This window comes from Calothrix sp. NIES-2098 (assembly GCF_963875125.1).
Taxonomy (GTDB): domain Bacteria; phylum Cyanobacteriota; class Cyanobacteriia; order Cyanobacteriales; family Nostocaceae; genus Aulosira.
Genome location: NZ_CAWNKJ010000001.1, coordinates 7,888,837 through 7,901,562, shown reverse-complemented (window position 1 = coordinate 7,901,562; position 12,726 = coordinate 7,888,837). Strand labels below are relative to the sequence as shown.

General features: G+C 39.6%; 9 protein-coding genes. 6 read left to right on the top strand and 3 right to left on the bottom strand.

Annotation, left to right across the window (positions count from 1 at the left end):
• Positions 1-179 precede the first annotated feature (179 nt).
• The 3 genes from AACU33_RS33280 to AACU33_RS33270 all read left to right on the top strand — a co-directional run bounded on the left by AACU33_RS33280 (position 180) and on the right by AACU33_RS33270 (position 8,114).
• Positions 180-5,591: an nSTAND1 domain-containing NTPase gene (locus AACU33_RS33280; RefSeq protein WP_339376430.1), complete on the top strand. Its 5,412-nt coding sequence runs from the start codon at positions 180-182 to the stop codon at positions 5,589-5,591.
• Between the two features lie 805 nt (positions 5,592-6,396).
• Entirely contained in the window at positions 6,397-7,122 is a 726-nt protein-coding gene (locus AACU33_RS33275; protein WP_096594525.1) for a pentapeptide repeat-containing protein, read from the top strand.
• A gap of 5 nt (positions 7,123-7,127) precedes the next feature.
• Entirely contained in the window at positions 7,128-8,114 is a 987-nt protein-coding gene (locus AACU33_RS33270) for a recombinase RecB (protein WP_339376429.1), read from the top strand.
• A gap of 143 nt (positions 8,115-8,257) precedes the next feature.
• Here AACU33_RS33270 and AACU33_RS33265 read toward each other — a convergent pair whose 3' ends face one another.
• Positions 8,258-8,581, bottom strand: a complete 324-nt coding sequence (locus AACU33_RS33265; RefSeq protein WP_096594523.1) for a DUF433 domain-containing protein — start codon at positions 8,579-8,581, stop codon at positions 8,258-8,260.
• A 54-nt stretch (positions 8,582-8,635) separates the two neighbouring features.
• Here AACU33_RS33265 and AACU33_RS33260 point away from each other — a divergent pair, with 54 nt between their 5' ends.
• From AACU33_RS33260 to AACU33_RS33250, 3 genes are all read left to right on the top strand, one after another.
• Positions 8,636-8,797 (top strand): hypothetical protein, encoded by a 162-nt coding sequence (locus AACU33_RS33260; protein ID WP_339376428.1) that lies wholly within the window; start codon positions 8,636-8,638, stop codon positions 8,795-8,797.
• A gap of 140 nt (positions 8,798-8,937) precedes the next feature.
• Positions 8,938-9,342, top strand: a complete 405-nt coding sequence (locus AACU33_RS33255; protein ID WP_096594522.1) for a DUF5684 domain-containing protein — start codon at positions 8,938-8,940, stop codon at positions 9,340-9,342.
• Between the two features lie 350 nt (positions 9,343-9,692).
• A complete protein-coding gene (locus tag AACU33_RS33250; RefSeq protein WP_096594521.1) occupies positions 9,693-11,399 on the top strand; it encodes an alpha/beta hydrolase in 1,707 nt (568 codons plus the stop codon).
• A gap of 126 nt (positions 11,400-11,525) precedes the next feature.
• Here the strand turns inward: AACU33_RS33250 and AACU33_RS33245 are convergent, their stop codons facing one another.
• Together AACU33_RS33245 and AACU33_RS33240 are read right to left on the bottom strand one after the other, a co-directional pair.
• Positions 11,526-12,023, bottom strand: a complete 498-nt coding sequence (locus tag AACU33_RS33245) for a pentapeptide repeat-containing protein (RefSeq protein WP_096594520.1) — start codon at positions 12,021-12,023, stop codon at positions 11,526-11,528.
• Positions 12,024-12,035: 12 nt separating this feature from the next.
• The gene (locus tag AACU33_RS33240; protein WP_339376427.1) at positions 12,036-12,692 is read right to left on the bottom strand and encodes a hypothetical protein; all 657 of its coding nucleotides are present in this window, start codon (positions 12,690-12,692) and stop codon (positions 12,036-12,038) included.
• Between the last annotated feature and the right edge of the window lie 34 nt (positions 12,693-12,726).

The window sequence follows — 12,726 nt, the reverse complement described above, 5'->3', positions numbered from 1 at the left end:
AAAATTTTTCCAGGCAATATATCTTTGGATATAAATTGTAATGATTCACAGAGATTCGCGGGCAATCTTTTTAATGATTTATTTAGATTTAAGCAAAACTTCTACTCAGAACTTTAGCCCTAAATTTTCCAGTGCTACAGTCGTGACTACGAACTTATTGATTCTTCAGAACTGAAGATATGCAGATTAACAACGATCGCACTTTGCAACAGCTAGCTTGGGCGATAGAAGCTTCTGTTGGGCAGTTTAAGCTAATTTTGGCACGGTGCAACTATACTAACTTGCGCGATCGCCTCATCGACCAATTGAAAGCAATCTGTCGGGTAGAAATCAGTATCCTGGCTGTACAGCAAAACAACAAAACGCTTTACAGCGCCATCCGCGAGGAGTTTGGCGAACAGCTACCAGCTTGCTTGATGGTTGTTGGCTTAGACTTAGTGCAAGATTTACCGCAGATGCTAACTTCCGCCAATCAGGTGCGAGAAGAATTTCGCAAGCATTTTCCTTTTCCCTTGGTGTTGTGGATTAACGATGACGTTCACAAGCAACTAATGCAAATTGCGCCAGATTTAGAGAGTTGGGCGATTACGAGAAGCTTTGCTATATCCAAACAAGATTTAGTAACTTTCTTACAACAAACTGCGGATAACTGGTTTAGTAATCGTCTGACATTAAATTTATCGGCTTATCTGCAATTAGAAGCTGAACTCAAAGCCGCCCAAAGAGATTTGCTTGGTGATGAACAATTTAATAGTTTAGAAATTCAGGCTGATATCGCATCATTGCTTGGGTTAATCGCACAAGTTAATCGTCAAATAGATTCTGCTATAGAGCATTATCAAACAGCGCTAGCACTTTGGCAGCAAGCTAAAAATTTAGAACGGCAAGTCAAAATTCTTGGTAATCTAGCTTTGTGTTATTACCTGAAAGCAGCTAAATATATAGATATTAATAATTCAAATTGGCAAAATACCCAGAAGTATTTACAACAATATATAGATTTACTTACGCAAGCACAAAATCCTAATTTAATTGCCGATTCTATAGGACAACTTGGTGAGATTCTCCGCGATATCAGGATTTGGCAACAGTTTCAAAACTTGACAGAACAGCTAAAAAGTTTTGCACAGCAAGCTCTCACAATACATCAGGCTAACAATCAAGCAAGAGAATTAGCAAAAGATTACGGTTTTTTAGCTGAAGTAGCTCTCGTGCAAAAATCTTGGCAGGAAGCTAATAATTTTATTCAGCAAGCATTGCAAATCTGGTCAGCTATTCCGAGTGTGGAATCAGGTTTATTATCTGAGCTACCAGAAAATTTTATTAGTGCAAATGATTTTAGCTTATATCAATTTATTCTGGCACTTTCGCAATACCATTTAGGACAAACTCAAGAGGCGATCGCTAGCTTAGAATCAGCTAAAGATAATGCTAATCCTGCCAAAGACCTGAAGCTTTATCTAAATATACTCAATTATTTACAGCGACTCTATTTTGAACAACAAGAATATCTCCAAGCTTATGAAATGAAACAGCAGCAGCGTTCCGTTGAGCAGCAATTTGGCTTGCGGGCGTTTATTGGTGCTGGACGTTTAGGCTCAACAAAGCAGGTAATAGAAGAAACTGTACAAGCTACATCTCTACAAGAAAACATTGCCCCAGAAATCGCTGCATCTGGTCGGCAACTCGATGTAGAAAGATTACTCGAACGCATTGGTCGTCCCGATTGTAAGTTGATAGTGATTTATGGGCAATCGGGTGTAGGTAAAAGTTCCTTAATTAATGCAGGACTGATTCCAGCTTTGAAACAAAAAGCGATCGGTATTCAAGATAACTTACCTGTAGTGATGCGCTTTTACACCAATTGGGAAGAAGAGTTGGGGCGAGTTTTGCTGGATGAGGGGCAGGGGGCAGGGGGCAGGGAGCAGGGGGAGTTAAGAAGTGATAGTTCTGGTTTTTTACCCGACAGTTTGGGTTCTGAAGGCGACAATTCTAGTTTTTTACCTGACAGTTCGAGTTCTGAAGGCGACAATTCTAGTTCGGAACACGACAGTCCGAGCTTTTTACTCGACACTCCGAGTTCGGAACACGAAAATCCAAGCTTTTTACTCGACATTTCGAGTTCTGAAGGCGATAGTTCGAGCTTTTTACTCGACACTCCGAGTTCCGAACACGACAGTCCGAGCTTTTTACTCGGCACTTCGAGTTCCGAACGCGACAATTCGAGCTTTTTACTCGACACTCCGAGTTCAGAAGGCGATAATCCGAGCTTTTTACTCAACACTCCGAGTTCCGAACCTAATTCACCAAGCTCAGAACCTCCCCTTCTCCCCCTGCGCCCTGCCCCCTACGCCCTGCCTCTCGCCCTTCTCGCTCAACTACGGGACAACGAAGCAAAAAACCTCCGCACTGTGTTAATTTTTGACCAGTTTGAAGAATTTTTCTTCACTTACCCCGAACCCAGCCAAAGGCGACAATTTTTTGAGTTCTTAGGAGAATGTTTTCATGTTCTCTCTGTCAAAGTAATTCTGTCGCTGCGGGTAGATTACTTGCATTATCTGCTAGAGTGCAATGACATAGCCAATATGCAGATTATTGGCAATGACATTCTCAGCAAAAATGTCCTTTATAAATTGGGGAATTTTTCACCCACTGATGCGAAATCAATTATTCAGCGCTTAACCGAGAATACGAGCTTTCGCTTAGAACCTACCTTAGTTGACCAACTAGTGCAAGATTTAGCCAGCGAATTGGGAGAAGTGCGTCCCATTGAGTTACAAGTGGTAGGCGCGCAACTGCAAACTGAGAATATTACAACTCTGGCAGAATATCGACAGCGTGGCACGAAAGAACAACTTGTGAAGCAGTATTTAGATGAAGTTGTTCGTGACTGCGGTGCAGAAAATCAGCAATTAGCAGATTTATTATTGTATTTGCTCACCGATGAGAAAGGAACTCGACCCCTGAGAACTTTGGTTGAATTAGAAAGAGATTTGCAAGCCTTAGTTAAGGAACAAAAGCAGACGCGGAAACAAAGAAATAGAAGAATATGGCGAAGAAGAAGCAAAAAACTCAACAAGGAAACATCTTCTTTCGCTAAAGAATTACCTATAAGTCAAAAACTAGAGTTAGTGTTAGCGATTTTTGTTAAATCTGGCTTGGTAGTTTTATTAAAAGAAAACCCTGCTGAACGCTATCAACTGGTACATGATTATTTAGCCGCCTTTATTCGCCAGCAACAAGAACCCAAGTTAAAAGAGTTAATGGCGGAACTGGAAAAAGAAAGGACGCAACGCAAGTTAGGAGAAGAAAAGCTCAATCGCTTGCTCAAAATCGCTTTGTTTGTTTCCATAGCCGCAGGATTAGGCTTCGCTGGTTTAGCTGCTGTAACATGGCGATGGGCAATAGAAGCCAACAAGCAGAAAAAGCAAGCCGAAATCAGTGATATTAACGCTTTTGCTAATTCATCAGCTACGTTTTCTGCTTCGGGACAAACCAGGAATGCAATTATTGAAGCCTTGAAAGCAGTCGAAAAACTGAACAAGTTAAAACAACCATTAGCCGATACCCAGGTTCACGTTGTCGGTTCATTGAGGGAAGCGGTGTACTTACAACCGAAAGAGAATCAATTTCAAGAACTCAATACTTTATCAGGTCATAACAGTCCCATCTTTAGTATTGCTTTTAGTCCCGATAAGCAAAGGTTGGCTTCTGGCAGTGGTGACAATACTATCAACCTCTGGGATATTACTACCGGAAAATTACTGCAAACTTTTCCTTTAGAACAGTACTCAGATAGCGGTCATAGCAGTACAGTTAATAGTATTGCTTTTAGCCCCGATCGCCAAAAGTTAGCTTCTGGCAGTGATGACAGCACTATCAAACTTTGGGATGTCACTACTGGGAAACTACAGCGAACTATTAATGGACATACACTCCCAGTAAATAGCATCGCTTTTAGTTCTGATGGAAAACTCTTGGCTTCTGGAAGTACTGACAAAACCGTTAGACTTTGGGATGTCACAACTGGAAAACTGCTGCAAACTCTTAGGGGTCATAGCAATAAAGTTAATAGTATCGCTTTCAACCGCGATCGCCAAAGGTTAGCTTCTGGAAGTGATGACAAGACTATCAAACTTTGGGATGTCGAGACTGGGAAGCTGCTGCAAACTATTAAGGGTCATACACTCCCTGTAAATAGCATCGTCTTCAGTCCTGATGGTAAACAGTTGGCTTCTGCGAGTGATGACAACACTATCAAACTTTGGAATGTTAATACTGGCAAACTGCTGCAAACTCTCAGGGGTCATAGCAGTAGATTCAATAGCATCGCCTTCAGTCTTGATGGTAAACAGTTGGCTGCTGGTAGTGATGACAAAACCATCAAACTTTGGGATGTCAGTAGTGGAAAACTGCTACAAATTCTCAGAGGTCATAGCAATACAGTTTCTAGTATCGCCTTCAGTCCTGATGGCAAACAGTTAGCTTCTGGGAGTCGCGACCAGACTATCAAACTCTGGAATATAACTATCGGTCAAAAACTGGAAATTCTCAGTGCGTTGAAAACTCTTAGCAGCCATAGCGATTCTGTGTACAATGTTGCTTTTAGTGCTGATGGGCAAAGGTTAGCTTTTGGAAGCGATCGCAATACTATCAAACTCTGGGATGTCACGAACAGCAAACTGCTACAAACCATTGCTGCGCAACCTTACGTAAATACTAGCTATAGCCCAGAGGTGATTAGCGTTGCTTTCAGCCCAGACGGACAAAAATTGGCTTTTGGGAGTAATGACAATACCATCAAACTCTTGGATGTCGCTACCAAAAAACAATTGCAAAGTATTAGCGGTCATAGAAGTCCAGTCTATAGCCTCGCTTTTAGCCCAGACGGACAAAAGTTAGCTTCTGGAAGTGCGGATAACACCATCAAAATCTGGGATGCAAACACAGGTCAAGAAATGCATACTCTTAGCGGTCATAGTAGTTGGGTCTACAGCATTGCTTTTAGCCCAGATGGACAAAAGTTAGCTTCTGGGAGTGCTGATAACACAATCAAACTTTGGGATGTCAACATCGGTAAAGAACTGCAAACCCTTAGCGGTCATAGCAGTACAGTTTATAGCGTAGCCTTTAGCCCGGATGGGCAAAGGTTGGCTTCTAGCAGTGATGACAACACCATCAAACTCTGGAATGCAGACACGGGTAAAGAACTGCAAACCCTTAGCGGTCATAGCAGTGCAGTTCGTAGCGTAGCCTTTAGCGCTGATGGGCAAAGTTTGATTTCTAAAAGTCTTGATAACACAGTAATTGTTTGGAATTTTAACTTAAAAGATTTAGTAAATGATGGCTGTAATTTAATTAAAAATTACTTGATTGTTCATCCGGAAACATTAGCAGAAATAGAGTCATGCCAAACGCCATCTGTGTTGGTACAAGCAGCGACAGTGTTAGTTCTCCAAGGTGAGAAGTTAGCAAAACTTGGCGATAAAGATGGTGCAGTTGCTAAGTTCCGCCAAGCCAAGCAGTGGGATACAAGTTTAAGATTCAATCCAGTAGCGAAAGCCGAAGAATTGGCAGGTAAGGAAAAATAATAGTATTACGTAGTCAGCGTTTCAGTGTTTATTGGGTTCGTTTAGGGGTATTGCCACCATTGTAAGTACCTAAACAAAAATATTTACAGTCATTGCGAGCGAAGCGAAGCAATCTAAGCCCTTGCGATTGCTTCATTCCGCTTCGCTCTATTCGCAATGACATTGTGTAATTAATTCTGCTTGAGTACTTAATAGCTGTTGCTACAAGCGCGATCGCTGTTATGTGATGGTAAATTATTGTAGTGAGTTAGCTAGCAAGTAAATTGAGAAAGCGATAAGGCTTTTTACTTGCGTAAAATACCTAAATGAGTAAGCGATAGGGCATTTTAAGAACTCCTTGAAGCATTTTAAGTAAGCAAGAAGGCATTTAACTTGCGTAAAATACTTAAATGAGTAAGCGATAGCGCATTTTGAGAACTCCTTGAAGTATTTTGAGTAAGTAATAAGGCTTTTTACTTGCGTAAAATACCTAAATGAGTAAGCAATAGGGTATTTTGAGAACTCCTTGAAGTATTTTGAGTAAGCAATAAGGCATTTTAAGAACCCATTAAAGTATTTTGAGTAAGTAATATGCCATTTTGGGTTATTGAGATTTTATGTATTTTTTGATGTGGCGATCGCCATTTAGTGACGAGATGGCTTTGGCTCAATCTATTTGCCACCGAGTTTGCTGGATAAAATGTGGCTATGAGTCAATGTTAGCTTTCTGTACTCAACGGGCATACTGAAAAAAGAATTTTGAAGTGATTGGCGATCTTCTCCACAATCATACTCTAATAAAAAACTATATCTGTACTTAAAATTTATGACTGAAGAATTTAGTTGTAATCTCAAGTTTTCTCAACAACCTACACAACCAGTCAGAACACTGGAAGCTTTGCTTAAACTTTATGCACAAGGACATCGTAACTTTTCTGGTTCCGACTTGCGTGGCGTAACAGTAAATATCCTTGATAAAGAGATTAAATATCTAGATTTACGCGAAATTATTCTTAAGGAATCTAATCTTACAAGTATTGTACTTAATAGAGCAGCAGAATTAAAAGTAGATTTAACTGGTGCAGATTTTAGTAATTGTAATCTACAAGGAGCCGATTTATCTAGTTGTAGGCTTGATCAATGTAATTTTAATAATTCAGATTTAAGAAGAGCAAATTTATCCCGTTCCTCTTGTCGAGGTTCAGACTTTATACAAGCTAATTTTCAAAATATCATTATTAGTGAAAGCCACTTAAATGATTTTACGGCATCAAATTTTATGGATGCTAATTTTCGTTCATCATATATAACTGGTCAATTTTCTCATGCTAGTTTTCGTGGCTGCAATTTTCACAAAGCAACTTTTAAGAGTTTTTACTCGCAGGGAGCAGATTTTTCGGATGCTGACTTACGAGATACACAATTACCTGCTCCAACTACTGTAGATCTGCGATATTCTTACTACAATACTCAAACAAAATTTAGTAAGAATATCGATCCAATAGCAATGGGAATGGAACTTATTGAAGATGAAAGTGATTCCAAGGATTGAAGATTGTGCTGAGAAAAACTGAACAAGGTTGGATGTTTAAAGAAGAACATCTACTAGAAAATTTTATTTGGGATTCCTTAGAAAGTACTTTAGATTTGATTCCCTTGAAACGCCAATTTAGCATTAAGGGAGAATATTGCGATATTCTTGCCAAGACAAAAAATAATCAACTTGTTGTCTTAGAACTCAAAAATTGTGAGGATCGCTACCTTATCCATCAATTGACTCGGTATTATCACAGTCTTCAATTAGAGCAACCTTTAGAAGACTCGATAGACTACAGCCAGCCAATTCGTCTCATGGCCATTGCTCCAGATTTCCATAAACATAATTATATTGACCGTCGCTACAGTCTATTAAAAATTGAGTTTATTCGATTTGCTATTTTCAATCAATTAGATAAATTTTATTTACATTTATATCTTGAAGGTCGTCAAGAAATTACTATACAGAGACCAATTCCTTTCATTGAGGTTAAAGACAATCAAGAAGTATTGATATTAGAAAACCAGGTTGATAAACCACCACGAATGTTACTTAATTTTTTAGATACACTTTCTCCTTTGACCAAAATAGAGGTGCTGAGGCTTAGAGAAACGATATTAGGCTACGATAAAAGTATCCGAGAAATCAAAGACGGTAGAAGTATATTTTATGGACGAGGGAAAACAAAGCCTTTATGTCAGTTAAAGTTGATTTCGAGAACTCAGCCTGCGCAAATTAATTATTTACAGTGTTATCTATGGCTACCCATCCCCAAAAGGCTGCTACGCTTCAACAAAACAACTGGTATAGGTAGAATGTATTTGAATTGCGATCCAGACTTTCAGACTATAAAATCTATTACTTACTGGACACAAAAAAGTCGTTACGCCAATGCATTACCAATGCCTATTGACTGCTATCTCGATGAAGTCGGCTTAGATCAAGCTAATCAACGCATTGATAGATTATTTGACTTGGCAGTTAAACTTAATCTAGAAAAAAATTGACCTTTTGGTGCGTTGCGCAGGACGACAAAACGCCCTAATAGTAGCAATTTAATATTATTAATAAACTGAGCGATCGGCTACAATCCAACTTTCGCGATCGCAAAACCCAAAAATTATACAACTCTCTCAGCGCTGCTTTAGTTTCACACAAACTCGACACGTCCCATCATCTCTTCGGGTTTTTCTTGGAGACGTGAGGGATGATTTTGCTTTAATACTTCAACTAACTCATCTTCTTCTACTGTGCGGCGATCGATCTCGTCGCGGCGATCGAAGTAATAAGCCATTGCTGCATAAACAGATGCTAGTGACAGGTCATACTTACCAGCAATCTCTACCAAAGAATATCCTAGCTTTAGATGCATGATCGCCACATCTTCTACAGCAATGCGAGTACCGACAATACAGGGCTTTCCACTCCGAACATCAGAAGCGATCGCGATATGCTCCCGACTGACTAATTGCATTAGTAAATCTTCCTAGACTGTTCAATAATTTAATAATATACAGTTGTCCTGGCTATGACAAAGTTATATATAGAACCAGAGCAGCAGAATCCCAGGCCAGTATGTATTTTTACAGAAAGCGATCGCCAAATTATAGCAACTTTCATTTTGAAGCTAGCGATCGCTTATTGGCGAGACGCAACCCATAGGGATGAACTTAAGATGTTGCGACTCTAGGCACTATTTATATTTAACTTTTTATTAACTGTATCTTTTGCTCTGGATAGGGAAATAATTTTTTGTTTAAAATATTACAATTATAGATTTTCTCAAAATAAAATTAAATCTCTGATTTTCATTTTTATTTGAGGATAAAAATGTTTTTATTTCTCTATGATTTGAACTTAGTTTACTTGTTGGCTCAGACTGACCAAAGTGCTGGCAGTCCTTTAGGAGGATTGATTGGTTTAATTTTTGGGCTTGTTTCCTATGTTTTTGGTTCTTATTGCTTCTACAACATATTTCAGAAGCTAGGAGAGCCAAACGCCTGGTTTGCCTGGGTTCCTATTCTCAATACCTGGATTACTTATAAAGCTGGCGATCAATCTCCTTGGTGGATTATTGGCCTATTCATACCTTTTGTGAACTTTGTTGCTTTAGTTTTCTTAATTATTGCGTTTGTCAACATTGTGAAAAAGCTAGGTAAGAATCCTTGGCTAATCTGGTTAATGATTATTCCCATAGTTAATTTTGTAGTTTTATATAATTTTGCTTTCGGTTAAATCACAACAAATTTACCTGAGGTAATTTCTGAGATTTGCGATCGCAAAAACAGCAGGCTCATATCCCCGACTTCCTCAAGAAGTCGGGGATATAAATCTACGTTATTACTTGCAATTTATACTATTGATCGACTGAGCGATCGCTCAAATTTGTACAGTGCGTAAGTTATAAAATTATCTCGATCAACTTGCAACAGCCTTGATATATAAGGATTTGATATTCATTAATCAGTCTTTAGATACTAGTTAATGCAGCTCAAATGCTTGTTAATGAGTATTTGACATCCCTAAAGATCTGGCTATACTAGCAAAACCTGCCGAGTCAGGCTTCATTCAAAAGAGGTAGACAAATGAAAAAATGGCTGAAATATCTTAGTTTAGGTATATTGTCTACGATTTTGACTGCAAGACCTGGGCTGGGGGCAGAACGCATTAGTTTTTTTTACCCTCCGTTTGGAGAATTTTCTTTATCGGCTGAATCTTTAGAAAAGTATGCCAAAGAGGGAAAAATCAATAGTGAATTAGCCTTTTATGCCAAGCGTGCTACCCCCGAACAACTAGCGCAACTACGGCAAATACTGCAACAGAAATTTGATATTACTCCTGTTTTAGTCTCTCAATTTACCTACTCGCCTTTAGGCGAAGCAGTATTGCGACGTTTAGGAGAATTGCTGCTGACTGACTCGCGCCAAAATGGTTTTTATGCAATACGTGCAGCTTTAATTTTATCTGCGGCAGATCCAGAAGGTTTAACTGTTGTAAATTTGTTGCGCAAGTATCCTAGCGACAGTTTGCGATTGAATTTTTCTGAGGGTTTACAGATAGTTAATAGCTTATTAGAGTTGGGTAGAGCGAAGGATCAAATTGTTGCATTTATCAAACAACAAACGATCGCTCAAACTAATAATGCCACAGTTGACTTTGCCCAACAACCAGATTTGCGATCGCCTGGAAACTACAGATGGCAAATCGCTAGCTTCAAACTTAACGACAGTTCCCGCAATCGCAGTCTACCTGTCGATGTTTATGTACCGCAAACATCATCGTCAACCACAGGAAACGATCCTAAACCTCCTTTTCCTCTAGTTGTGATTTCTCATGGTGTCGCTTCCGACCGTTATGCTTTCATCTACCTAGCTGAACATTTAGCATCTCATGGTTTTGCCGTTGCTGTATTAGAACACCCTGGTAGTAATGCTGAACGCTTTCAGCTATATTTTTCTGGCTTGGCTGGCCCCCCAGAAGCACAAGAATTTATTAACCGACCTTTAGATGTGAAGTTTGTACTCGATCAACTCCAGCAGTTAAATCAAACCGATCCCAACCTGCGAGGTAAACTAAATTTTCAACAAGTTGGCGCGATCGGTCATTCCTTTGGTGGTTATACTGTTTTAGCTCTAGCGGGAGCGAAAATAAACTTTGACAAACTGCGCCGCGATTGTAATCCGAATAGAACTTTAAATTTATCAGTATTTTTACAGTGTCGTGCTTACGAGTTACCTATAGCCAATTATGCCCTTCAAGATAGTCGCATTAAGGCTGTGATGGCGATTAATCCGATTGATAGTTCGGTCTTAGGCGAAAGTGGAATAAATCAAGTTCAACTCCCAACAATGCTAGTTGCAGGTAGTGAAGATATTTTTGCTCCCCCAATAGCTGAACAGATTTATCCTTTTACTTGGCTGCCAAATCCCAATAAATACTTAGTTTTAATCGAAAATGGTACACATTTTACAGCTATATCGGAAACAACTGCTGACAATAATGTCTTACCCGTACCAGAAGCTTTACTAGGGCCAAACCGTGCGCCTGCTTATTCTTATATCAAAGCCTTAAGTCTTGCTTTCTTAGACACTCATCTTTTAAATCGTTCTGAATACCGTTCTTATTTGCAGCCTGCTTACGCTCAATATATTAGTCAGGCTCCTCTCAATCTCAATATTTTACAGTCCTTGACAACAGAGCAGTTAAAACAAGCATTGAATGGCTTAGATCCTCAACCAACAGTACCACCACCAAAACCACAGCCACAACCAACGCCTACTCCATCGCCATGAAGAAGGCAGAAGGCAGGAGGCAGAGGGCAGAAGGAAAGAGAATTTATATTATGCCTAGTGTGTACAGATAGATTATGACGGCTAATTATAGAATCTATTTAAAAAGATACTGGAGTTGAAACTAGTTCAATCAGTGCAACGATCGTCTCGAAAAGTGCCATCTGGCATAAGCGTGTTGCAAAAGATAGTTCTACTCAAATCAACTCCGTGAATGTTGGCGTATGTGAGATTAGCACTTTGTAGCCTAGTTTGTCTCAAGTTAGCTCCTCTCAAATCAGCACCAGTCAAATTGGCACCTCCAAAAAAGGTATCTACTAATTTAGCTCCTCTCAAGTCAGCACCAGTCAAGTTGGAACCATCAAAACTGGCTTCATAAAGGGTTGCTTCTCTTAAATCGGCTCCACTCAAATTAGCTTCCGTGAAATCACATTCGGAAAGTTCAGATCCAGTTAAATTAGCGTTGCTGAGATCGGAGCGCTCAAAGTTAGTACCGAGTAAGTAAGCTCGACTTAAATTAATTCCCTGAAGGTTAACACCAATGAGTTCACCTTCCATAAGAACACCGGAGAAATCTCTCTCGCCAGCAGCATACCGTTGGAGCAGATCAACAGCAGCGAGCCTCATCTATTTATCCTCCTATTTATGACCTCCCAGATAAAACCGGAAATATGCGCCCCAATAAAATAGATTGACTGCTAATAATAGTCCTTTACTCCAGTATGAGCGCATGGTGGGAAATAGATAAATACTTGCGATTAACACCAACGATATCTCTACAAAAGCGACGATTCCGCCGTAATGGTTGCGATCCCAGTAAGAAATGGGGCTAATAAAACGGTAATCGCTAAAGGGGAAAAAGTGTCGGTGAGCATCGTTGTGATGCACTGGTAAATCTAAAAGTGAGTGCAGCACCATACTGATAAACCCAACTTCTATAACTTTCCAGTTCAAAAAATGGGCAATTATTACCCCCATCAGTGCTAGTGGAATAGAGTGAAAAGTACTGATAATGGCTTGCCAAAAGGGCTGATAGTAAACTTCTGACCAAATCTGATGTGATGGTAGACGATAAACAAACTTCATCAAGAAGTAGAACACAAATATGGGCACATCCGGCAAGATTGCACCGATAAAAATTGCATGACTTGCTTGATTTCGCAATTGTTTGCTGAAAACAACCAGATTGAGAATCGCATGGCTAGGAGTATTCATCAACTGTATTTCGTAAATTTGCTGACGGCGATCGCTATTATGATGTTTCCAAAAGTGTATGTACGGATAATGTCTAAGCAATGACGAAAGCTGTCACAAGTTAGCTCAAAATGCT